Here is a 21,480-nt window from a genome sequence, read left to right as displayed (position 1 = left end):
TAGGTAAAGCTATGGCACTTTTCTCGTTTTATAACATGCGCAAGCCGCGTCAATTTGATCATAAGCCTATTTATTGGGATCCTCATAAGGAAGCCTTGGAAGAACGTATAAGCAAGGTCAAACGTGAAATGGGTGTAGAGGAGCCGTTGGAGGAGTATAAACCGCATATCAAGGGAACTTTCATTGAAGGCACTTCGCATTTGAAGAAAAGCGTGGAACGAGGCGAGGATTCCCGGGCTCGTAGGTATAAGAATGTGAAACTGGCGGTGGCCTTGGCGGTCTTGGCTGCTTTCTTTTGGTATTTGTTCTGGTAATGAGCGATATCATTCATTTACTTCCAGACCATATTGCCAACCAAATTGCGGCGGGAGAGGTGATCCAACGTCCGGCCTCTGTCGTTAAGGAGTTGGTCGAGAATGCGGTGGACGCTGGCGCTTCCAATATCCAAGTGAACATAAAGGATGCGGGCAAGACATTGATACAGGTGATCGATGATGGGAAAGGTATGTCCGAGACGGATGCCCGCATGGCTTTTGAGCGTCACGCTACTTCTAAGATCTCTACAGCCGAGGATTTATTCTCGTTGCATACGATGGGTTTCCGGGGTGAGGCATTGGCCTCTATTGCCGCTGTCGCTCATATCGAGTTGCGTACCCGGGCTAGGGGGGCAGAGCTTGGCACCTGCCTATCCATCGCAGGTTCTAGTTTGGAGAATATCGAGCCGGAGGCTTGTAACGAAGGAAGTGTCTTTTCGGTAAAGAATCTGTTCTTTAATGTTCCCGCCCGCCGGAAATTCTTGAAGTCGAATGAGACAGAATTCCGGAATATCATCAATGAGTTCGAGCGAATCGCCTTGGTGAATCCACAGGTGGGTATGTCTCTTTATCATAATGATGCAGAGATATTCAATCTGCCTGATTCGGGCTTGCGTCAGCGCATCATTAATATATATGGTAAGAATCTGAACCAAAAATTGCTCTCTCTGGATGCCCAAAGTCCCATGGTGACTATTTCCGGCTTCGTGGGGCGTCCGGACTCGGCGAAGAAGCGAGGGGCATTGCAGTTCTTTTTCGTGAATGGCCGTTATATGAAGCACCCATATTTCCATAAGGCGATCATGCAGGCTTATGAGCAATTGATCCCCGCTGGAGATATGCCGAACTATTTTGTTTACTTCACGTTGGATCCCTCTTCGATCGATGTCAATATCCACCCGACGAAGACAGAGATTAAGTTTGAGAACGAACAACCGATCTGGCAGATCTTGATGGCCGCTACCCGGGAGGCGTTGGCCAAATCGAGCGCTATTCCTACGATTGATTTCGACGTGGAGGATGCGATCGATATTCCTGTTTACAACCCGGTCAAGAAAAGTGAGCCTAGTACTTATAAGGCCCCGAAAGTGCAAGTGGATTCCAGTTATAATCCGTTTGACACTACCCCTTATAAGAAACCGGAATTCGATTGGTCTAAATTATATCAAGGGTTTGAGAACGACCGGGTGGCTGTCCGAATGGAGTCCGAGACTTTCGAGGATGCCCCGATCGAGGAATTGCCGGCTGAGGCTTCTAATCCGGAGAATCTGTTTGCGGAGGTAAGTAATCCTTGTTATCAATATAAAGGGCGATATATTATAACCTCCTTGAAATCGGGCTTGGCTATTATTGACCAGCATCGTGCACATGTACGTATCTTGTTTGACCAATATCTGTCGAATATCCGTCAGCAACAGGGTGTCTCCCAACAAGTCCTATTCCCGGAGATTGTTGAGTTTACCGCTGCCGAGGCGGCTGTACTGCCTTTCTTATTGGAAGATTTACGCTTCGTCGGCTTTGATCTGAGTAATCTAGGAAATGATAATTATGCGATCAATGGTCTGCCTGCCGGTATAGAGAACCTTGATCCTGTAAACTTGGTAAAGGATATTGTGGACCGGGCGATCGAGACCGGATGCGAGGTGCATGAGAATGTCTGCGAAGCCATCGCCTTGTCTTTAGCGAAAGCTGCCGCTATCCGTCTCGGCAAATCCTTATCCCCGGAAGAAATGGATCATCTGATCGCCTCCCTGTTCTCTTGTCCGGACTCGAACTTGACCCCGTACGGAAAGACGATCATTTCCATGCTGACGGACGAGGAGCTGGAGAAAAGATTCAAATAAAAGTACAGTCGCTATACGTGGCGGTGAGATAAATAGAGGTAACTGTTCAGCGGACATAGTAAATTGATTGAATCGAGGAGACCATTTCGGTTATCAAGAAGGTCGCCTACCTGTCAACGGTTCAGTTCCTGCCTTATAACCGTATAGCATCCTTCTTCAAAGAGGTGTTCGGTCTTGAAATCAGCCAGGGTTCGATGGTCAACTGGATCAATGAGGCAAAAAAAGCTGCTGCCCCGGCCATTGGGAGAATCAAGGAATATATAATGCAGTCTTCCGTAGTCGGTTTTGATGTTCGACGCTATAGAAAAGTTGTGGGGGATATCTTTTGAGAAGGTCATGCTTACCAACACGCCCCAATGCGACGAAGGCTGAGCAAAAAAGTATCTTAGGAGACTTGCGCCACTCACCTAAGATACTTTGCCAACGCACCTAAGATACTTGGGGGATGGACCTAAGATGCTTTTTATACGAAACAAAGCCTAACCGCGTGACGGATATCGTTTCCTCCAATACATTTTTTATGATTCAAGAAGCAGAAACTTGGATTTTGTCTCAGCCTGATGTCTTGAAGAAAGAGGGCTTGAAGAACCTGTCGTATAATCGGACTGATTTGACCCGCATTTCCAATCCCAGCGACCTTGTGGGGAGAATTTATAAGGATAATGGACGCAATTATCATAAAGTGCGTGATTTCATCCGTTTATTCCCACCACTTGATGCAGGTAAATTGACTTCTACCTTCACAGACTTTACCGATTTGATTGAAGCGTTGAAGCAATAATTTTTTTTGTCGCAGACTCACCATCTAAAGTAAATGTTAAATATTAATAAATACGGCTAGGGTCTGCCTTGCCGACCGAGAACAAATATGTACCTTTGCACCGTTTTTAGTGCGAAGTATACGAAAAAAATAGGCACAACTTTTGGATTGCCAAAAATGATGTGTAGCTTTGCGGCTCAAAATAGAAAAAGATTAGATAAATAATAATAACATTCAAAGTTTTAAAAAAAAAAGAAATGCCTACAATTCAGCAATTAGTTAGAAAAGGAAGGGAAACTTTGGTGGAGAAGGGTAAATCACCTGCGTTGGACGCTTGTCCTCAAAGACGTGGCGTTTGCGTACGTGTTTACACTACGACTCCGAAGAAACCTAACTCTGCAATGCGTAAAGTAGCGAGAGTACGTTTGACAAATGGTAAGGAAGTTAACTCCTACATCCCGGGAGAAGGGCACAACTTACAAGAGCACTCTATCGTATTGGTACGTGGTGGTCGTGTAAAAGACCTTCCGGGTGTGCGTTATCACATCGTACGTGGTACGTTGGATACAGCGGGTGTTAACGGCCGTACGCAAAGACGTTCCAAGTATGGAGCTAAGCGTCCGAAACCGGGTCAAGCAGCAGCTGCCGCAAAAGGTAAGAAGAAGTAATTAATTACATGCCTTCAAACTGAGATTTAAATTTAAGTATTAAAAACAGGTTTGAGTTATTTGGATAGGCTATAAGGTTGAGTAAATGGTTCAGCGGAACCGTTGAAGACGAATGAAAGGCAACCAACGACAAGAACAAATTTTTGAAAACAAAATGAGAAAAGCAAAACCAAAGAAGAGACAGATCCTTCCGGATCCTGTTTTCGGTGATGTAAAGGTTACGAGATTCGTTAACCATTTGATGTATGATGGCAAGAAAAATACTGCCTTCGAGATTTTCTATTCCGCTTTGGAAACCGTTAAGGGCAAATTGCCTAACGAGGAAAAGTCCGCTCTCGAAATTTGGAAAGCTGCGCTTGATAACATTACTCCTCAAGTCGAAGTTAAGTCGCGCCGTGTAGGTGGTGCCACCTTCCAAGTCCCTACTGAAATCCGCCCGGATCGTAAAGAGTCAATTTCTATGAAGAACCTTATTATCTTCGCACGTAAACGCGGAGGTAAGACTATGGCTGACAAGTTGTCCGCAGAGATTGTGGATGCTTTCAATAGCCAAGGTGGCGCATTCAAAAGAAAAGAGGATATGCACCGTATGGCTGAGGCTAACCGTGCGTTCGCTCACTTCAGATTTTAATTTTTAAGGCAATAAAAAAGAATATGGCAAACAACGACAAGCAATTGATGTTCACGAGGAACATCGGTATCATGGCTCACATTGACGCTGGTAAGACAACAACTTCTGAACGCATCTTGTTTTATACAGGTTTGACGCACAAGATCGGTGAGACTCATGATGGTACTGCCACAATGGACTGGATGGAGCAGGAACAGGAGCGCGGTATCACGATTACTTCCGCTGCTACGACTACATTCTGGAACTATTTAGGCAATCGCTACAAGATCAATTTGATTGATACTCCGGGACACGTAGACTTCACGGTTGAGGTTGAGCGTTCTCTTCGTGTATTGGATGGTGCTGTTGCTACATTCTGTGCTGTGGGTGGTGTAGAACCCCAGTCTGAGACCGTATGGCGTCAGGCTGACAAATATAATGTACCTCGTATCGGCTATGTTAACAAGATGGATCGTTCGGGGGCTAATTACTATGAGGTCATTCGTCAGGTAAAAGAAGTTTTGGGAGCAAATCCCTGTCCGATCCAGATCCCTATCGGAGCAGAGGAGACTTTCAAGGGTGTTGTGGACTTGATCAAGATGAAGGCTATCTTCTGGCACGACGAGACGATGGGTGCCGAGTATAGCGTTGAGGAGATCCCAGCAGATTTGCAAGCTGAAGCTGAGGAATGGCGCGACAAGATGCTTGAGGCTTTGGCTGAGTGCGATGACGCTATCATGGAAAAATACTTCGATGATCCTTCTACGATCACAGAAGAGGAGATTATGGCGGCTATCCGCAAGGGTACATTGGCTATGCAGATCAATCCGATGACTTGTGGTTCTTCTTTCAAGAACAAAGGTGTACAGACTCTATTGGATGCGGTTTGTGCGTTTTTGCCTTCTCCTGAAGATACTCCGGCTATCGAGGGTACGGATCCTTCAGATCCTGATAAAGTAGTTGTTCGTAAACCTCTGTTCGAGGAGCCGTTGACTGCGTTGGCATTTAAGATCGCTACCGACCCGTATGTAGGCCGTTTGTGCTTTTTCCGCGTATACGCCGGTTCTGTCAACGCCGGTTCTTATGTATTGAATACTCGTTCCGGGAAGAAGGAGCGTATCTCGCGTTTGTTCCAGATGCACTCTAACAAGCAGAACCCGATGGAGGTGATTGGTTGTGGTGATATCGGAGCAGGTGTCGGTTTCAAGGATATCCGTACAGGTGATACGCTTTGTGATGAAAATCATCCGATCACATTGGAGTCTATGGAATTCCCGGAACCGGTTATCGGTATCGCTGTAGAGCCTAAGACCCAGAAAGACATGGATAAGCTAGGTATGGGCTTGGCTAAGTTGGCCGAGGAGGATCCTACTTTCCGCGTACAGACAAATGAGGAGACAGGCCAGACCGTTATTAGCGGTATGGGTGAGCTTCACTTGGATATCATCATCGACCGTTTGCGCCGTGAGTTCAAGGTTGAATGTAACCAAGGCCGTCCACAGGTTACTTACAAGGAGGCTATCACGCAGCCGGTTGAGCTTCGTGAGGTTTATAAGAAGCAATCGGGTGGTCGTGGTAAGTTTGCTGATATCATCGTTCGTATGGAACCGGCTGACGAGAGCTTCGAGGGTACTTTGCAATTCTTCGACGAGGTTAAGGGTGGTAACGTTCCGAAGGAATTCATCCCGTCTGTGCAGAAAGGTTTCGAGAAGGCTATGAAGAACGGTGTGTTGGCAGGTTATCCTCTTGATAAGTTGAAAGTGACTTTGATCGATGGTTCTTTCCACCCGGTAGATTCCGATCAGTTGTCTTTCGAGATCGCCGCTATCCAAGCGTTCAAGAACGCTTCCGCTAAGGCAGGTCCTGTATTGATGGAGCCGATCATGCAGATGGAGGTCGTTACTCCGGAAGAGAGCATGGGTGATGTTATCGGTGACTTGAACAAGCGTCGTGGACAGGTTGAGGGTATGGAGACTAGCCGTACGGGAGCTCGTATCGTGAAGGCTAAGGTTCCATTGGCTGAGACATTCGGTTATGTGACCGCTTTGCGTACGATCACTTCAGGCCGCGCTACCTCTTCAATGCAGTTCTCACACTACGCCCAGGTATCCTCTTCTATCGCTAAGCAAGTATTGACAGAGGTTCAAGGTCGCGTTGATTTGATCAAATAATATTTAGAAACATATAATAAATATGAGCCAAAAGATCAGAATTAAATTGAAGTCCTACGATTATTCTCTGGTAGACAAGTCTGCCGAGAAGATCGTAAAGACGGTAAAGGCTACAGGTGCTATCGTTAGCGGTCCTATACCTCTTCCTACGCACAAACGTATCTTTACAGTGAACCGCTCTACTTTCGTTAATAAGAAGTCTCGTGAGCAGTTCGAACTCTCTTCTTACAAGAGATTAATCGATATCTATAGCTCGACCGCTAAGACGGTTGACGCTTTGATGAAGCTAGAGTTACCTAGCGGTGTAGAAGTGGAAATTAAGGTGTAAGTTTTTAACAATTAGTGAAATGCCAGGATTATTAGGAAAAAAAATCGGAATGACATCCGTTTTCAGTGCCGAGGGAAAAAATCTTCCATGCACTGTTATCGAAGTGGGTCCTTGTGTAGTTACGCAGATCAAGACTTTGGAGAAAGATGGCTATGAAGCTGTACAGTTGGGTTTCGAGGACAAGAAAGAGAAACACACCACACAGCCTGAGTTGGGTCACTTCAAGAAAGCCGGTGTAACTCCCAAGAGATACTTGGCCGAGTTCAAGAATTTCGAAACTGAGTACAAGATGGGTGACGTGATCACTGTAGACTTCTTGGAAGGCGCAGGTTTCGTCGATGTGGTTGGTACCTCAAAGGGTAAAGGTTTTCAAGGTGTAGTAAAACGTCATGGTTTTGGTGGTGTGGGTCAAACTACTCACGGTCAGCATAACCGTGCTCGTAAGCCGGGTTCTATCGGTGCTTGTTCTTACCCTGCGAAAGTATTCAAGGGTATGCGGATGGGTGGCCAGATGGGTAACGAACGCGTAACCGTTCAGAACCTTCAAGTGATCAAGGTAATGCCGGAACACAACCTCTTATTGGTAAAGGGATCTGTTCCAGGAGCAAAAGGTTCAATCTTATTAATTGAAAAGTAATGGAACTGAGCGTATTTAATATTAAAGGTGAAGATACCGGAAGAAAGGTAACTTTGGACGATGCGATCTTCGGCATTGAACCCAATGATCATGCTATTTACTTGGACGTAAAGCAGTATTTGGCAAATCAACGTCAGGGAACACATAAGTCGAAAGAGAGAAGCGAAGTATCTGGCAGTACACGTAAGTTGATCCGTCAGAAAGGTGGAGGTGGCGCACGTCGCGGTGATATCAACTCTCCGGTTTTGGTGGGTGGTGGCCGTGTATTCGGTCCGAAGCCTCGTGATTATGGATTTAAGCTGAACAAGAAAGTAAAATCTTTGGCTCGTAAGTCAGCATTGAGCTACAAGGCAAAGAACAATGCGATTGTTGTCGTAGAGGATTTCACGATGGAAGTTCCTAAGACTAAAGAATTTATAACAATTGCTAAAAACCTGAAAGTGGCTGACAAAAAGTTACTTATGGTTTTACCGGAGAAGGATAATTTAGTATATTTGTCCGCTCGAAATTTAGAGAAGACAAGTGTAATAACAGCTTCTGAACTAAATACATACGTTGTGTTAAACGCTGTTAATTTGGTTCTGACGGAACGTTCAGTCGCTGTTGTTGAACAAAATTTTAAAGCATAAGGAGTAGAATAATGGGAATTATTATTAAGCCTATAGTAACTGAGAAACAAACAGCGATCACAGAGAAATTTCCGAATCGCTATGGTTTTCGCGTTTCTCCTGGTGCCAACAAATTGGAGATTAAGAAAGCTGTGGAGGATATGTACAGTGTTACAGTAGTTGATGTTAACACCATCAACTACTCCGGAAAACGCAAAAGCCGTTATACTAAATCTGGTATCATCAACGGCAAGCAGGCGGCTTTCAAGAAAGCGATCGTAACGTTGAAAGAAGGGGAAACAATTGATTTCTTTAGTAATATCTAAAAAGAGAAATGGGAATACGTAAATTAAAGCCCACGACACCGGGGCAGAGACACAAAGTTATTGGTGCATTTGATAAAATCACTGCAAGTACACCAGAGAAGTCTCTTGTAGTAGGTAAGAAGAGAACAGGTGGTCGTAACAACACTGGAAAGATGACGATGCGTTATATCGGTGGCGGTCACAAACGGAGGTACAGAATTATCGATTTCAAGAGAAACAAAGATGGCGTTCCTGCGACAGTAAAGTCTATCGAGTATGATCCTAACCGTTCATCTCGTATCGCTTTGTTGTATTATGCGGACGGAGCAAAGAGTTATATCATCGCTCCGAACGGATTGGAAGTCGGCCAGACAGTGGTTTCAGGTAGCGATGTCGCTCCTGAGGTAGGTAATACTTTGCCTATGGCAAATATTCCCGTTGGTACTATTATTCACAACATTGAGCTTCGTCCCGGACAGGGTGCCAAAATGGTACGTTCTGCGGGTGCATTCGCTCAGCTGACTTCAAAGGAGGGCGCTTATGCGATTATTAAGATGCCTTCTGGTGAAACTAGAAAGATTCTTGCGGCTTGTAAGGCTACAATTGGTGCAGTTGGAAACTCAGACCATGCTCTCGAAAAATCAGGTAAGGCCGGTCGCTCTAGATGGTTAGGCCGTCGTCCTCACAACCGTGGTGTTGTTATGAACCCGGTTGATCACCCGATGGGTGGTGGTGAAGGTCGTTCTTCCGGAGGTCATCCTAGATCCCGTAATGGCTTATATGCTAAGGGCTTGAAGACTAGAGCTCCTAAGAAGCATTCTTCAAAGTATATTATTGAAAGAAGAAAGAAATAATCTGATTAATAAAGTAAACTATGAGTCGTTCGCTAAAAAAAGGCCCGTATATTAATGTGAAGCTTGAGAAGAAGGTTCTGGCTATGAATGAGTCAGGAAAAAAAGCCGTAGTTAAGACATGGGCAAGAGCTTCAATGATTTCGCCTGATTTCGTAGGCCATACTATTGCAGTTCATAATGGAAATAAATTCATTCCTGTTTTCGTGACCGAGAATATGGTGGGTCACAAGTTGGGAGAGTTCTCTCCGACACGTACTTTCCGCGGTCACGCCGGTAACAAGAAGAAATAATGTCGGTAGTAACAGGAATTCAGGAATCTGAAAATAAAAAGAATCGAATAAAATGGGTGCTAGAAAAAGAATATCAGCTGAAGCAAGAAAAGAAGCCAAAAAGACCATGTATTTCGCGAAGTTGAACAATGTGCCTACCTCTCCTCGTAAGATGCGTTTGGTAGCGGACATGATTCGCGGTATGGAAGTATTCCGTGCGCTTGGTGTTTTGAAGTTTTCTAATAAGGAAGCTGCAGCAAGAGTAGAAAAGTTGCTTCGTTCAGCAATCGCAAACTGGGAACAGAAAAATGAACGTAAAGCAGAAACAGGAGAGTTGTGCGTGTCTTCAATTAGCGTTGATTGCGCTACTACGTTGAAGAGAATGCGTCCGGCTCCTCAAGGAAGAGGTTACAGAATTCGTAAACGCTCGAACCACGTAACTCTGTTTGTAGATACACTTAGTAAAAACGATAGTCAAAATTAATTTGTAGATGGGACAAAAGGTTAATCCGATTAGTAATCGTTTAGGAATTATCCGTGGTTGGGATTCCAATTGGTATGGCGGTAAGAATTACGGGGATACTTTGCTGGAAGATAGCAAAATTCGTAAATATTTGAATGCCCGTCTTGCAAAAGCTAGTGTATCTCGTATCGTTATTGAACGTACGCTTAAGTTGATCACGATTACTGTTTGTACGTCACGTCCGGGTATCATCATCGGCAAAGGTGGTCAGGAAGTTGATAAGTTGAAGGAAGAGTTGAAGAAGATCACAGACAAAGAGGTGCAGATCAATATCTTCGAGGTGAAGAAACCTGAATTGGACGCTGTTATCGTAGCAAACAACATCGCACGTCAGCTTGAAGGTAAAATCGCGTATCGTCGTGCGGTGAAGATGGCTATTGCTTCTACCATGAGAATGGGCGCCGAGGGTATAAAGATTCAAATCTCTGGCCGTTTGAATGGTGCTGAAATGGCTCGTTCGGAAATGTATAAGGAAGGAAGAACTCCGTTGCACACTCTTAGAGCAGATATTGACTATGCCTTGGCCGAGGCCTTGACAAAAGTTGGTTTGCTGGGTGTTAAAGTTTGGATCTGCCGTGGTGAGGTTTATGGCAAGCGCGATCTTGCTCCTTCTTTCACTGCTACCAAGGAGACAGGCCGTAGAAACGACAATGCCGGTGGCAACAGAGACAAGAACTTCAAGAGAAAAAGAGCTAATCGTTAAACATTAGAATTTAAGTAGAGATGTTACAGCCAAAGAAAACCAAGTTCAGAAGACAGCAGAAAGGTCGCATGAAGGGCGAAGCTCAGCGCGGCAACCAGCTGGCCTTCGGCTCTTTTGGAATAAAGTCATTAGAGAATAAATGGATTACCGGTCGTCAGATCGAGGCAGCCCGTATCGCCGTTACGCGTTATATGCAACGTCAGGGTCAGGTTTGGGTTCGTATCTTCCCGGATAAGCCAATCACGAAGAAGCCCGCAGAGGTTCGTATGGGTAAAGGTAAAGGTAATCCCGAGGGGTTTGTTGCGCCTGTTACTCCGGGGCGTCTGATTTTTGAGATCGAAGGTGTTCCCTTTGATATTGCTAAGGAAGCGTTGCGCCTTGCCGCACAAAAACTTCCGGTTACAACTAAGTTTGTTGTGAGACGTGATTATGACATGCAAAATCAAAATGCGTAATTGTTATGAAGATTGCAGAAATTAGAGAGCTAAGCACGAAAGAGTTGCTAGAGAGAGTAGATGCAGAGGTTGCGGCCTATGATCAGAAGAAGATTAACCATAGCATCTCGCCTATGGATAATCCTTCTCAGATTAAACAGCAACGCAGATTGATCGCGCGCATGAAAACAGAATTGCGCCAGAGAGAACTTAACAACAAATAATTGAGCCTGATGGAAACTAGAAATTTAAGAAAAGAAAGAACGGGCGTGGTAACGAGCAACAAGATGGATAAGAGCATCACGGTTGCTATTAAATGGAAGGAAAAACATCCCATTTATGGAAAGTTCGTTAGCAAGACGAAGAAATATCATGCTCACGACGAAAATAACGAATGCAACATTGGCGATACCGTAAAGATTATGGAGACTCGTCCTTTGAGCAAGACTAAAAGATGGAGATTAGTTCAAATAATCGAAAGGGCTAAGTAAGATGATACAACAAGAATCAAGACTAGTAGTAGCAGATAACAGTGGAGCTAAGGAAGCTTTGTGTATCCGTGTTTTGGGCGGCACGAGAAAGCGTTATGCCACTGTAGGTGATGTGATCGTGGTAGCAATCAAGAGCGTAATCCCGGCTAGCGACGTTAAGAAGGGTGCTGTTTCTAAGGCTATCATCGTTCGTACTAAGAAGGAGATCCGCCGTCCGGATGGTTCTTATATCCGTTTCGATGATAACGCTTGCGTGTTATTAAATGCCGGTGGCGATATCCGTGGTAGCCGTATTTTCGGTCCGGTTGCCAGAGAGCTTCGTGCAACAAACATGAAAATTGTATCACTTGCACCTGAAGTGCTTTAATCTCGTAATATTTAAAGTAATGAGTAAATTACATATCAAAAAAGGCGATATAGTTTTTGTTAATGCCGGCGAAGACAAAGGTAAGACAGGGCGTGTATTGGAAGTTCTCGTGAAGAAGAACCGCGCCATTGTCGAAGGCATTAATATGGTATCCAAGCATACCAAGCCTAATGCGAAGAATCCTCAAGGAGGAATCGAAAAGAAGGAAGCTCCTATTCATCTTTCTAACCTGAACGTGGTGGACCCGAAATCTGGTAAAGCTACACGTATCGGCCGTAGGTTGAATGAGAAGGGTGCTTTAGTGCGTTATTCTAAAAAATCAGGGGAGGAGATTAAGTGATGAGCAATACTGCCAGTCTTAAGAAAGAATACCAAGACAGAATTGTTCCTGCCTTAACGAAGGAGTTTGGTTACAAATCCGTGATGCAGGTACCTGTTTTGAAGAAAATCGTGATTAATCAAGGATTAGGTATGGCTACGGCTGATAAGAAGATTATCGATGTCGCTATCAGCGAGTTGTCTGCGATCACGGGTCAAAAAGCTGTCGCTACCGTATCTAAAAAGGATATTTCAAACTTCAAGTTGCGTAAGAAGATGCCAATCGGTGTAATGGTGACATTGCGTCGTGAGCAGATGTACGAGTTCTTAGAGAGACTTGTTCGTGTCGCCCTTCCTCGTATTCGTGACTTCAAGGGAATTGAGAGTAAGTTAGACGGAAGGGGCAATTATACACTCGGTATCCAGGAACAAATCATTTTCCCTGAAATAAATATCGATAATATTACCAAAATATTGGGAATGAATATTACCTTTGTGACTTCTGCGAAAACAGATGAGGAAGGTTATGCTCTTTTGAGAGAATTTGGATTGCCTTTTAAAAACGGAAAAAAGACTAAGTAGTTATGGCTAAGGAATCAATGAAGGCCCGTGAGGTTAAAAGAGCGAAGCTTGTTGCTAAGTATGCCGCTAAAAGAGCTCAGCTCAAGGCAGAGGGTGACTATGAGGCTTTGCAGGCTTTACCTAAAAATGCTTCTCCTGTACGTTTGCACAACCGCTGCAAGATTACAGGACGTCCGAAGGGGTATGTACGCCAGTTCGGTATTTCTCGTATCCAATTGCGTGAAATGGCATCTAGCGGTTTAATCCCGGGTGTAAAAAAAGCAAGCTGGTAAGAGTTTTTTTAGTTTAAATATTGTCCGGGTGGCCGGATCAATTTAATTCATTTATATATGACAGATCCTATTGCAGATTATTTGACAAGATTGCGTAACGCAATCAAAGCGAAGCACAGAGTTGTTGAGGTGCCGGCGTCAAATTTAAAGAAAGAGATCACTAAGATCCTTTTCGACAAGGGCTACATTCTTAATTTTAAGTTTGTAGAGGATGGTCCTCAAGGTACGATCAAGATTGCCTTGAAGTATGACCTGGTAAACAAGGTTAATGCGATTAAGAAACTTGAGAGAGTTTCTACGCCCGGTTTGCGTAAGTACACTGGTTACAAAGAAATGCCGAGAGTATTGAATGGCTTAGGTATTGCTGTTCTTTCTACTTCTAAAGGAGTGATGACTGACAAAGAGGCCCGCGATCTGAAGATCGGTGGCGAGGTATTATGTTATGTTTATTAATTAGGAGGAAAGAAGAATGTCAAGAATAGGAAAATTACCAATTCATGTGCCGGCTGGTGTTACGATTACCATTAAGGATAATGTAGTGACTGTAAAAGGTCCCAAAGGCGAGCTGACTCAGGCTGTGAATCCTGATATTAAAGTGTCTTTTGAAGATGGAATCATCCATCTGACACGTCCGACAGACGAAAAGAACCATCGTGCGTTGCACGGTTTGTACCGTGCGCTGATCAACAATATGGTGATCGGTTGCTCGGAAGGATACAAAAAAGAGCTGGAACTTGTCGGTGTCGGTTACCGTGTGACAAATACAGGTCAGCTGTTGGATCTTTCTTTGGGGTATACTCACAATATTTATTTGCAGTTGCCGAAGGAGGTGAAAGTTGAGACGAAGTCTGAGAGAAATAAGAACCCTCTTATTATCCTTGAATCGGCTGACAAACAATTATTAGGTCAGATTTGTGCGAAGATCCGTTCATTCAGAATGCCGGAACCGTATAAAGGTAAGGGTATTAAGTTTGTGGGTGAAGAGATTCGCAGAAAGTCTGGTAAGTCAGCAGGTAAGTAATCTACGTAAACTGAAATTATCATGACAACGAAGCTAGAAAGAAGATTAAAAATAAAAGCAGGCGTACGCGGCAAAATCTCAGGAACTGCTGAGCGTCCGCGCCTGACCGTGTTTAGAAGCAATAAGCAAATCTACGCACAGGTGATAGATGATACTACAGGTAAGACTTTAGCCGCTGCTTCATCTTTGAAATTAGATGTTAAGGCTCCCAAAAAGGAGATCGCTGCTAAGGTTGGTGAGTTAATCGCTAAGAACGCTCAGGAGGCTGGTGTTCAGGCAGTGGTTTTCGACCGTAATGGTTACCTGTATCACGGGAGAGTTAAAGAATTAGCAGATGCTGCACGTAACGGCGGCCTTAAATTTTAATGAAGATGGCAAATAATAGAGTTAAATCGACCAACGACTTAGAGTTGAAGGACAGACTGGTTGCAATCAACCGTGTAACTAAGGTTACGAAAGGTGGACGTACATTCAGCTTCGCTGCTATCGTTGTAGTAGGAAACGAGGATGGTATCGTTGGCTGGGGATTAGGTAAAGCCGGTGAGGTAACGACAGCTATCGCTAAAGGTGTAGAAGCTGCTAAGAAGAACTTGATCAAGGTCCCGGTACACAAAGGTACGATCCCTCACGAACAATTGGCTAAATTTGGTGGTGCTCAGGTGCTGATCAAACCGGCATCTCACGGTACCGGTGTGAAGGCGGGTGGTGCTATGCGTGCCGTATTGGAGAGCGTGGGTATTACAGACGTTTTGGCAAAATCTAAAGGTTCTTCTAATCCCCATAACTTGGTGAAAGCTACTATTGCTGCGCTGGGTGAGTTGCGAAGCCCGTTCGATGTTGCTCAGAACAGAGGTGTTACAGTTGAAAAAGTATTTAGAGGTTAATTAGGGAGGATAAGTTTATGGCGACTATTAAAGTAAAGCAAGTTAGAAGTAGAATTAAATGCCCGAAAGACCAAAAGAGAACGCTTGACGCACTAGGGCTGAGAAAGATGAACCAGATTGTGGAACATGAAGCTAATCCGGCGATCTTAGGTATGGTTGAGAAAGTGAAACATTTGGTTTCTGTAGTAAAGTAATAATTGGTTGAAAAAATAAATTATACGATATGGATTTATCAAATTTAAAACCGGCTGAAGGATCTACCAAGACCCGGAAAAGAATCGGACGTGGTCCGGGGTCAGGATTAGGCGGAACTTCAACAAGAGGTCATAAAGGAGCCAAATCAAGATCTGGCTACAAGAACAAGATAGGTTTCGAAGGAGGTCAGATGCCTATTCAAAGACGGTTGCCTAAATTCGGTTTCAAGAATATTAACCGTGTGGAATATAAAGCTATTAATATCGATACTTTGCAACAAATGGCTGAGGCTAAGCAATTGACTAAGATTGGTATTGATGAATTAGTGAAGGCTGGCTTCGTCTCTTCTTCTCAATTGGTTAAAATTCTAGGTAACGGTAGTTTGACCGCTAAGTTAGAGGTTGAGGCTCACGCTTTCTCTAAGAGCGCAGAGGCAGCTATCCAAGCCGTAGGTGGAACAGTTGTTAAACTCTAAGTCATGAGAGCTGTTGAAACAATCAAGAATATCTGGAAGATTGAGGATCTGAGAAATCGGATCCTCACCACTCTTTTATTGGTGGCTATATACCGTTTTGGTACGTATGTCGTACTTCCGGGTATCGATCCCAAAGCGTTGACCGCTTTACAGGAGCAGACAAGAGGCGGATTGCTTGCACTGTTGGATATGTTCTCAGGTGGAGCCTTTTCTAACGCATCTATTTTTGCGTTGGGAATCATGCCATATATCTCCGCTTCAATTGTTATGCAGTTGTTAGCCATTGCGGTTCCTTCTTTTCAAAAGTTGCAGAGAGAGGGTGAGAGTGGCCGTAGAAAAATCAATCAGTGGACTCGTTACTTGACGATAGCGATTTTGTTATTCCAAGGCCCCACTTATTTGGTGAATCTGAGTGTCCAGCTTAAAGCTGCTGGCGCCGCTTTACCGGGTGGTATTTGGTTCACGATCTCATCTACGATCATCTTGGCCGCGGGAAGTATGTTTATCTTATGGCTAGGTGAAAGAATTACAGATAAAGGTGTTGGAAATGGTATTTCATTTATCATTTTAGTGGGTATTATAGCCCGTCTGCCGCATTCTTTGTTCCAAGAGTTCATTTCTAGAACAAGTGAGAAAACCGGTGGTCTGGTTATGTTCCTGTTTGAGATGTTGTTCCTTTTGCTTGTTATCGCGGGTGCGATCTTATTGGTACAAGGTACTCGTAAGGTGCCCGTGCAATATGCGAAAAGAATCATCGGGAATAAGCAATATGGTGGTGCACGTCAGTACATTCCGTTAAAGGTTAACGCTGCTAACGTAATGCCTATCATCTTCGCTCAGGCGATCATGTTTATCCCGATCTCAATTGTAGGTTTCTCTAGTACGGGAGAGCAGAGTGGTTTTTGGGCTGCTTTCATGGATAATACGGGATTCTGGTACAACTTCGTGTTTGCGGTGTTGATTATTCTGTTTACGTATTTCTATACGGCTATCACGATCAATCCGACTCAGATGTCAGATGATTTGAAGAGAAACAATGGTTTTATTCCGGGTGTAAAGCCGGGTAAGAATACCAAAGACTATCTGGATACCATTATGGACCGTATTACTTTGCCGGGTGCTTTTTTCCTTGCGGTGGTTGCTATTATGCCTGCTTTCGCTAGAATTGCCGGTGTAAGTATGGAGTTCTCTCAATTCTTTGGTGGTACATCTTTGTTGATTTTGGTTGGTGTGGTGTTGGATACATTGCAACAAATCGAAAGTCATTTGTTAATGCGTCATTATGACGGTTTGTTGAAGTCAGGAAGAATTAAAGGTCGTACAGGCTCTGTTGCCGCTTACTAATAGAATGATCTATTTAAAGACAGATGAAGAGATTGAGTTGATGCGTGAGGCTAATCAACTGGTGGGTAAGACACTTGGCGAGATCGCTAAGCATGTCGTTCCCGGAGTCTCCACACTTCAACTTGATAAGATTGCGGAAGAGTTCATTAGAGATAATGGCGCTGTTCCGGCTTTTTTGGGATATGGTGGTTTCCCAAATTCAATATGTGCCTCCGTGAATGAGCAGGTGGTACATGGTATTCCTTCTTCTAAGATGATCTTGAAAGAAGGAGACGTAGTCTCTGTGGATTGCGGGACAATATTGAATGGTTTTGTCGGTGACTCCGCTTATACGTTCTGTGTCGGTGAGGTCGCGCCGGAAGTGAAGAAATTGTTGAAAGCGACAAAGGATTCGCTTTATTTAGGTATTCAATGTGCTGTTGAAGGTCACCGTTTGGGTGATATCAGTAATGCGGTTCAGACTTATTGCGAGTCTCAGGGTTACTCTGTTGTAAGAGAGCTGGTGGGGCATGGTATAGGTCGGAAGATGCATGAGGAGCCGGAAGTGCCTAACTATGGCAGACGTGGGTGCGGGCCGTTATTGCGTAGCGGAATGTGTATCTGCATTGAGCCGATGATCAACATGGGAAGTAAGAACGTCGCGTTTGAGAAAGACGGATGGACGGTTCGTACAAAGGACAGGAAGCCTTCCGCTCATTTTGAGCATTGTATCGCCATACGTCCGGATGGCCCCCTGATCTTATCTTCATTCAAGTTTTTAGAGGAAGTTCTAGGAGAAAACGCAATTTAATTGGATTTATATGGCTAAACAATCAGCGATAGAAAAAGATGGAGTAATTGTAGAAGCATTGTCAAACGCGATGTTTCGAGTAGAATTGGAGAACGGACATGAAATTACCGCTCATATCTCGGGAAAGATGCGTATGCATTACATTAAGATTCTTCCGGGGGATAAGGTGAGGGTGGAAATGTCTCCGTATGATCTATCGAAAGGTAGAATTGCTTTTAGATACAAATAAAATTAAACACGATATGAAAGTAAGAGCATCTTTAAAGAAGCGTACACCCGAGTGCAAGATAGTAAGAAGGAAGGGTCGCTTATACGTAATTAACAAGAAAAATCCTAAGTATAAACAACGTCAAGGATAATTTATTATTTTTGCGAAATAATCTAAGTAATATGGCTATAAGAATAGTTGGTGTAGACTTGCCACAAAATAAAAGAGGAGAGATCGCTTTGACTTATATCTATGGTATTGGTCGTAGCGCTGCAAAATCCGTATTAGATAAGGCTGGGGTTGATCGTGATGTCAAGGTTAAGGATTGGACAGACGATCAAGCCGCGAAAGTTCGTGAAGTCATTGGCGCTGAGTACAAGGTTGAAGGTGACCTTCGTTCAGAAGTTCAGTTGAACATTAAGCGTCTGATGGATATTGGTTGCTACAGAGGCGTTCGTCATCGTCTTGGTTTGCCTTTGAGGGGTCAAAGCACAAAGAACAACGCTCGTACTCGTAAGGGTAAGAAGAAAACTGTCGCAAATAAGAAAAAAGCTACTAAATAATAAGAGTTAATATGGCAAAGAAAACAGTCGCAGCAAAGAAGAGAAACGTAAAAGTTGACGCTTACGGTCAAGCTCATATTCATTCTTCTTTTAACAACATTATTGTGTCTTTAGCGAATAGCGAAGGGCAGGTAATCAGCTGGTCTTCCGCTGGTAAGATGGGATTCAGAAGCTCTAAGAAGAATACTCCTTATGCAGCTCAGATGGCGGCGCAGGATTGCGCTAAGGTAGCTTATGATCTTGGTTTAAGAAAGGTGAAAGTATTCGTTAAGGGTCCGGGTAACGGTCGTGAGTCCGCTATCAGAACGATCCATGGCGCAGGTATCGAGGTAACAGAGATCGTTGATGTTACTCCGCTTCCTCATAACGGATGTCGTCCTCCGAAAAAGAGAAGAGTATAATAATTATAGTTTCTTAAACATTGAATCCGGAATAGTGAATAGATTGCATATTGACCTTATCCTCTCTGTAATCGCGGCTGCACGGTTCCCGATTCAAACAGAACATCTAAAAAAATAAAAAAATGGCAAGATATACTGGACCAAGAACAAGAATTGCCCGCAAGTTTGGTGAGGCAATATTCGGAGCGGATAAAGTTCTTTCAAAGAAAAACTATCCTCCTGGACAACATGGTAACTCCAGAAAGAGAAAAACTTCTGAATACGGTATTCAGCTTCGTGAGAAGCAAAAAGTAAAATACACTTATGGCGTATTGGAGAGGCAGTTTAGAAACTTATTCGAAAAAGCTTCACGCTCTAAGGGTATTACCGGTGAGGTTCTTCTCCAATTGTTGGAAGGCCGCCTTGACAACATGGTTTATCGCTTGGGTATAGCTCCGACAAGAGCCGCTGCTCGTCAGTTGGTTTCTCATCGTCACATTACGGTAGACGGTAGTGTTGTAAACATTCCTTCTTACTCTGTGAAACCCGGTCAGGTTGTTGGTGTTAGAGAAAAATCTAAATCCTTGGAGGTTGTTGCCGACGCGTTGTCTGGTTTCAACCACAGCAAGTATCCTTGGATTGAGTGGGATCAGTCTTTAATGAGCGGGAAATTACTGCATCTGCCGGAAAGGGCTGACATCCCTGAAAACATTAAAGAGCAGTTGATCGTAGAATTGTATTCTAAATAATAATTGATTTCCATGGCGATATTAGCATTTCAAAAACCCGATAAAGTATTGATGTTGGAAGCGGACAATTTCTTCGGAAAGTTTGAATTTCGTCCGTTGGAACCCGGCTATGGTATTACGATAGGTAATGCTTTGCGTCGTATTCTCCTGTCGTCACTTGAAGGTTTTGCTATTACATCCATTAAGATCGACGGGGTTGACCATGAATTTGGTACGATCCCGGGTGTTATCGAGGATGTGACAAACATTATCTTGAATCTGAAGCAAGTTCGTTTCAAGCATATCGTAGACGACATCGAGAATGAAAAAGTGGGTATTACCGTTTCGGGTTCGGAAGTGTTCAGAGCCGGTGATATTGGTAAGCGGCTGAGTGGATTCGAGATCTTGAATCCTGACTTGGTCATTTGCCGCTTGGATCCGACCGCGAGTTTCCAGATTGAATTGACTATTAATAAAGGTCGCGGTTATGTGCCGGCGGATGAGAACAGAGACCCGAACGCGGATATACATGTGATCGCTATCGACTCTATCTTCACTCCGATACGTAACGTGAAGTATTCAATCGAGAACTTCCGTGTTGAACAGAAGACGGACTACGAGAAGTTGGTTCTTGAAATAGCCACAGATGGTTCTATTCATCCGAAGGAAGCGTTGAAGGAAGCGGCGAAGATTCTGATACATCATTTCATGTTGTTCTCAGATGAAAAGATCGCGATCGAGACGGCGGATACTGAAGGCAATGAAGAGTTCGATGAGGAAGTACTTCATATGCGTCAGTTGCTGAAGAGCAAGCTGTCTGATATGGATCTTTCCGTTCGTGCGTTGAATTGCTTGAAGGCCGCGGATGTTGAGACACTGGGTGAGTTGGTTAAGTTCAATAAGAATGATTTGTTGAAATTCCGTAACTTCGGCAAGAAGTCGCTCACTGAGCTTGATGAACTGCTTGAGGGCTTGAACCTTTCATTCGGTATGGATATCACAAAATATAAATTAGATAAAGAGTAAGTAAACGATGAGACATAATAAGAAATTCAATCATTTAGGTCGTACGAATACTCACCGTAATGCGATGCTTTCGAATATGGCTTGTTCTTTGATCAAGCATAAGCGAATCTTTACTACGACGGCAAAGGCAAAAGCGTTACGTGTGTATGTAGAACCACTTATCACGAAGTCTAAGGAGGATACGACTCACTCCAGACGTGTGGTATTTAGCTATTTGCAAGATAAATTCGTGGTAACGGAGTTGTTCAAGGAAATCGCTCAGAAGATTGGTGATCGTCCGGGTGGTTATACCCGAATCATCAAGACGGGTAACCGTTTAGGTGACAACGCGGCCATGTGCTTTATTGAGTTAGTAGACTACAACGAAAACATGTTGAAGGATACAGCCGCCAAGAAAACTTCTAAAACCAGACGTTCTCGTAAAAAATCAACAGCGGCGGTCGCTGAAGCTCCCGAGGCTGAAGTCGCTGGCGAGGAAAAAGCAGCTGAATAAGCAAGTTTTTTACAATCATATAAGAAAAGCGATCCGTGTGAAACGGATCGCTTTTTTTTTTGTAGTATGACGGGCATGTCAGTATCGTATGTAAGCAGTCACTTTAGAGTATCCGTCCGAAACCGTCCGACTTGTTTTTTTAAGTTCAAGTCAGGCTTAGATTTTGTCTTCGAAGTTGCAAGGGAGGAGACCGGTTAGTTGAAGTTCTTCCATGTCCGGCCTTATATTCTCCAGCGTGTGTTTCAGCCAGCGAAAAGGGTTTACGCCAAGGATTTCACAGGACACCATAAAGGTATAGAAGATGGCGTTGTCTTC

Annotated in this window: 38 protein-coding genes; 37 read left to right on the top strand and 1 reads right to left on the bottom strand. The window is 43.9% G+C overall.

Features of this window, described 5'->3' with window-relative positions:
• The first annotated feature begins 11 nt into the window (after positions 1-11).
• The 37 genes from G7Y39_RS07745 (at position 12) to rplQ (ending at position 21,165) form a co-directional block, all read left to right on the top strand.
• On the top strand, positions 12-314 hold the full coding sequence (locus tag G7Y39_RS07745) for a hypothetical protein (protein WP_165156665.1): 303 nt from the start codon (positions 12-14) through the stop codon (positions 312-314).
• Positions 314-2,158 carry a DNA mismatch repair endonuclease MutL gene (gene mutL, locus G7Y39_RS07740; protein ID WP_165156663.1) on the top strand — a complete coding sequence of 615 codons (1,845 nt, stop codon included), beginning with the start codon at positions 314-316 and terminating at the stop codon, positions 2,156-2,158. Before G7Y39_RS07745 ends, mutL begins: the two co-directional genes overlap by 1 nt.
• 71 nt (positions 2,159-2,229) lie before the next feature.
• Positions 2,230-2,487, top strand: a complete 258-nt coding sequence (locus G7Y39_RS07735) for a transposase (RefSeq protein ID WP_370520364.1) — start codon at positions 2,230-2,232, stop codon at positions 2,485-2,487.
• 191 nt (positions 2,488-2,678) lie between these two features.
• A complete protein-coding gene (locus G7Y39_RS07730; RefSeq protein WP_165156661.1) occupies positions 2,679-2,939 on the top strand; it encodes a hypothetical protein in 261 nt (86 codons plus the stop codon).
• A gap of 236 nt (positions 2,940-3,175) precedes the next feature.
• Positions 3,176-3,586: a 30S ribosomal protein S12 gene (rpsL, locus tag G7Y39_RS07725; RefSeq protein WP_005853956.1), complete on the top strand. Its 411-nt coding sequence runs from the start codon at positions 3,176-3,178 to the stop codon at positions 3,584-3,586.
• Between the two features lie 154 nt (positions 3,587-3,740).
• Positions 3,741-4,217 (top strand): 30S ribosomal protein S7, encoded by a 477-nt coding sequence (gene rpsG / locus G7Y39_RS07720; RefSeq protein WP_165156711.1) that lies wholly within the window; start codon positions 3,741-3,743, stop codon positions 4,215-4,217.
• Between the two features lie 23 nt (positions 4,218-4,240).
• Positions 4,241-6,367, top strand: a complete 2,127-nt coding sequence (gene fusA / locus G7Y39_RS07715) for an elongation factor G (protein WP_165156659.1) — start codon at positions 4,241-4,243, stop codon at positions 6,365-6,367.
• A 22-nt stretch (positions 6,368-6,389) separates the two neighbouring features.
• Positions 6,390-6,695: a 30S ribosomal protein S10 gene (gene rpsJ, locus G7Y39_RS07710; protein WP_005853961.1), complete on the top strand. Its 306-nt coding sequence runs from the start codon at positions 6,390-6,392 to the stop codon at positions 6,693-6,695.
• Between the two features lie 19 nt (positions 6,696-6,714).
• Positions 6,715-7,332, top strand: a complete 618-nt coding sequence (rplC, locus tag G7Y39_RS07705; protein WP_165156657.1) for a 50S ribosomal protein L3 — start codon at positions 6,715-6,717, stop codon at positions 7,330-7,332.
• Positions 7,332-7,961 carry a 50S ribosomal protein L4 gene (gene rplD / locus G7Y39_RS07700; protein WP_165156655.1) on the top strand — a complete coding sequence of 210 codons (630 nt, stop codon included), beginning with the start codon at positions 7,332-7,334 and terminating at the stop codon, positions 7,959-7,961. The genes rplC and rplD overlap by 1 nt, the downstream gene beginning before the upstream one ends.
• Positions 7,962-7,972: 11 nt before the next feature.
• Positions 7,973-8,266 (top strand): 50S ribosomal protein L23, encoded by a 294-nt coding sequence (rplW, locus tag G7Y39_RS07695; protein ID WP_165156653.1) that lies wholly within the window; start codon positions 7,973-7,975, stop codon positions 8,264-8,266.
• 8 nt (positions 8,267-8,274) lie between these two features.
• Positions 8,275-9,099 carry a 50S ribosomal protein L2 gene (gene rplB, locus G7Y39_RS07690; protein ID WP_165156651.1) on the top strand — a complete coding sequence of 275 codons (825 nt, stop codon included), beginning with the start codon at positions 8,275-8,277 and terminating at the stop codon, positions 9,097-9,099.
• Positions 9,100-9,119: 20 nt separating this feature from the next.
• A complete protein-coding gene (gene rpsS / locus G7Y39_RS07685; RefSeq protein ID WP_005634738.1) occupies positions 9,120-9,389 on the top strand; it encodes a 30S ribosomal protein S19 in 270 nt (89 codons plus the stop codon).
• Between the two features lie 52 nt (positions 9,390-9,441).
• Positions 9,442-9,852, top strand: a complete 411-nt coding sequence (rplV, locus tag G7Y39_RS07680; RefSeq protein WP_165156649.1) for a 50S ribosomal protein L22 — start codon at positions 9,442-9,444, stop codon at positions 9,850-9,852.
• Between the two features lie 7 nt (positions 9,853-9,859).
• The gene (gene rpsC / locus G7Y39_RS07675; RefSeq protein ID WP_165156647.1) at positions 9,860-10,594 is read left to right on the top strand and encodes a 30S ribosomal protein S3; all 735 of its coding nucleotides are present in this window, start codon (positions 9,860-9,862) and stop codon (positions 10,592-10,594) included.
• Positions 10,595-10,614: 20 nt separating this feature from the next.
• Complete coding sequence (rplP, locus tag G7Y39_RS07670) at positions 10,615-11,049, top strand: 50S ribosomal protein L16 (RefSeq protein ID WP_005853976.1); 435 nt, start codon at positions 10,615-10,617, stop codon at positions 11,047-11,049.
• 5 nt (positions 11,050-11,054) lie between these two features.
• Positions 11,055-11,252 carry a 50S ribosomal protein L29 gene (rpmC, locus tag G7Y39_RS07665; protein ID WP_005853979.1) on the top strand — a complete coding sequence of 66 codons (198 nt, stop codon included), beginning with the start codon at positions 11,055-11,057 and terminating at the stop codon, positions 11,250-11,252.
• A gap of 9 nt (positions 11,253-11,261) precedes the next feature.
• On the top strand, positions 11,262-11,519 hold the full coding sequence (rpsQ, locus tag G7Y39_RS07660; protein ID WP_008773759.1) for a 30S ribosomal protein S17: 258 nt from the start codon (positions 11,262-11,264) through the stop codon (positions 11,517-11,519).
• A gap of 1 nt (position 11,520) precedes the next feature.
• Positions 11,521-11,886: a 50S ribosomal protein L14 gene (gene rplN / locus G7Y39_RS07655; RefSeq protein ID WP_005853982.1), complete on the top strand. Its 366-nt coding sequence runs from the start codon at positions 11,521-11,523 to the stop codon at positions 11,884-11,886.
• A 19-nt stretch (positions 11,887-11,905) separates the two neighbouring features.
• A complete protein-coding gene (gene rplX, locus G7Y39_RS07650; RefSeq protein ID WP_165156645.1) occupies positions 11,906-12,226 on the top strand; it encodes a 50S ribosomal protein L24 in 321 nt (106 codons plus the stop codon).
• Positions 12,226-12,786 (top strand): 50S ribosomal protein L5, encoded by a 561-nt coding sequence (gene rplE, locus G7Y39_RS07645; protein ID WP_165156643.1) that lies wholly within the window; start codon positions 12,226-12,228, stop codon positions 12,784-12,786. Before rplX ends, rplE begins: the two co-directional genes overlap by 1 nt.
• Before the next feature lie 2 nt (positions 12,787-12,788).
• On the top strand, positions 12,789-13,058 hold the full coding sequence (rpsN, locus tag G7Y39_RS07640) for a 30S ribosomal protein S14 (RefSeq protein ID WP_165156641.1): 270 nt from the start codon (positions 12,789-12,791) through the stop codon (positions 13,056-13,058).
• A 57-nt stretch (positions 13,059-13,115) separates the two neighbouring features.
• Positions 13,116-13,511, top strand: a complete 396-nt coding sequence (gene rpsH / locus G7Y39_RS07635) for a 30S ribosomal protein S8 (RefSeq protein ID WP_005634758.1) — start codon at positions 13,116-13,118, stop codon at positions 13,509-13,511.
• Positions 13,512-13,527: 16 nt separating this feature from the next.
• Entirely contained in the window at positions 13,528-14,079 is a 552-nt protein-coding gene (rplF, locus tag G7Y39_RS07630; protein WP_165156639.1) for a 50S ribosomal protein L6, read from the top strand.
• A gap of 21 nt (positions 14,080-14,100) precedes the next feature.
• Entirely contained in the window at positions 14,101-14,445 is a 345-nt protein-coding gene (rplR, locus tag G7Y39_RS07625) for a 50S ribosomal protein L18 (protein ID WP_165156637.1), read from the top strand.
• The gene (gene rpsE / locus G7Y39_RS07620) at positions 14,445-14,963 is read left to right on the top strand and encodes a 30S ribosomal protein S5 (protein ID WP_165156635.1); all 519 of its coding nucleotides are present in this window, start codon (positions 14,445-14,447) and stop codon (positions 14,961-14,963) included. Before rplR ends, rpsE begins: the two co-directional genes overlap by 1 nt.
• A gap of 17 nt (positions 14,964-14,980) precedes the next feature.
• Positions 14,981-15,157 carry a 50S ribosomal protein L30 gene (gene rpmD, locus G7Y39_RS07615; protein ID WP_165156633.1) on the top strand — a complete coding sequence of 59 codons (177 nt, stop codon included), beginning with the start codon at positions 14,981-14,983 and terminating at the stop codon, positions 15,155-15,157.
• Positions 15,158-15,186: 29 nt separating this feature from the next.
• A complete protein-coding gene (gene rplO, locus G7Y39_RS07610) occupies positions 15,187-15,633 on the top strand; it encodes a 50S ribosomal protein L15 (protein ID WP_165156631.1) in 447 nt (148 codons plus the stop codon).
• A gap of 3 nt (positions 15,634-15,636) precedes the next feature.
• Positions 15,637-16,977 carry a preprotein translocase subunit SecY gene (secY, locus tag G7Y39_RS07605; protein WP_165156629.1) on the top strand — a complete coding sequence of 447 codons (1,341 nt, stop codon included), beginning with the start codon at positions 15,637-15,639 and terminating at the stop codon, positions 16,975-16,977.
• A gap of 4 nt (positions 16,978-16,981) precedes the next feature.
• A complete protein-coding gene (map, locus tag G7Y39_RS07600) occupies positions 16,982-17,767 on the top strand; it encodes a type I methionyl aminopeptidase (RefSeq protein WP_165156627.1) in 786 nt (261 codons plus the stop codon).
• Between the two features lie 10 nt (positions 17,768-17,777).
• Positions 17,778-17,996 (top strand): translation initiation factor IF-1, encoded by a 219-nt coding sequence (gene infA / locus G7Y39_RS07595; RefSeq protein ID WP_005854007.1) that lies wholly within the window; start codon positions 17,778-17,780, stop codon positions 17,994-17,996.
• Between the two features lie 13 nt (positions 17,997-18,009).
• Positions 18,010-18,126, top strand: coding sequence for a type B 50S ribosomal protein L36 (gene ykgO, locus G7Y39_RS07590; protein WP_005645768.1), 117 nt, complete (start codon positions 18,010-18,012; stop codon positions 18,124-18,126).
• 31 nt (positions 18,127-18,157) lie between these two features.
• Positions 18,158-18,538, top strand: a complete 381-nt coding sequence (rpsM, locus tag G7Y39_RS07585) for a 30S ribosomal protein S13 (RefSeq protein ID WP_165156625.1) — start codon at positions 18,158-18,160, stop codon at positions 18,536-18,538.
• Positions 18,539-18,549: 11 nt separating this feature from the next.
• On the top strand, positions 18,550-18,939 hold the full coding sequence (gene rpsK / locus G7Y39_RS07580) for a 30S ribosomal protein S11 (RefSeq protein WP_005634781.1): 390 nt from the start codon (positions 18,550-18,552) through the stop codon (positions 18,937-18,939).
• A 122-nt stretch (positions 18,940-19,061) separates the two neighbouring features.
• The gene (gene rpsD, locus G7Y39_RS07575; protein ID WP_165156623.1) at positions 19,062-19,667 is read left to right on the top strand and encodes a 30S ribosomal protein S4; all 606 of its coding nucleotides are present in this window, start codon (positions 19,062-19,064) and stop codon (positions 19,665-19,667) included.
• 12 nt (positions 19,668-19,679) lie between these two features.
• Entirely contained in the window at positions 19,680-20,672 is a 993-nt protein-coding gene (locus tag G7Y39_RS07570) for a DNA-directed RNA polymerase subunit alpha (protein ID WP_165156621.1), read from the top strand.
• A 7-nt stretch (positions 20,673-20,679) separates the two neighbouring features.
• Complete coding sequence (gene rplQ / locus G7Y39_RS07565; RefSeq protein WP_165156619.1) at positions 20,680-21,165, top strand: 50S ribosomal protein L17; 486 nt, start codon at positions 20,680-20,682, stop codon at positions 21,163-21,165.
• A gap of 156 nt (positions 21,166-21,321) precedes the next feature.
• Here rplQ and G7Y39_RS13890 read toward each other — a convergent pair whose 3' ends face one another.
• Complete coding sequence (locus tag G7Y39_RS13890) at positions 21,322-21,453, bottom strand: transposase domain-containing protein (protein ID WP_370520362.1); 132 nt, start codon at positions 21,451-21,453, stop codon at positions 21,322-21,324.
• Positions 21,454-21,480 lie beyond the last annotated feature (27 nt).

The sequence above is a fragment of the Parabacteroides sp. ZJ-118 genome (assembly GCF_011038785.1).
In the GTDB taxonomy this organism is placed as follows: domain Bacteria; phylum Bacteroidota; class Bacteroidia; order Bacteroidales; family Tannerellaceae; genus Parabacteroides.
Note: the sequence above shows the minus strand (reverse complement) of the source record. Positions and strands in the feature narration are given on the sequence as shown.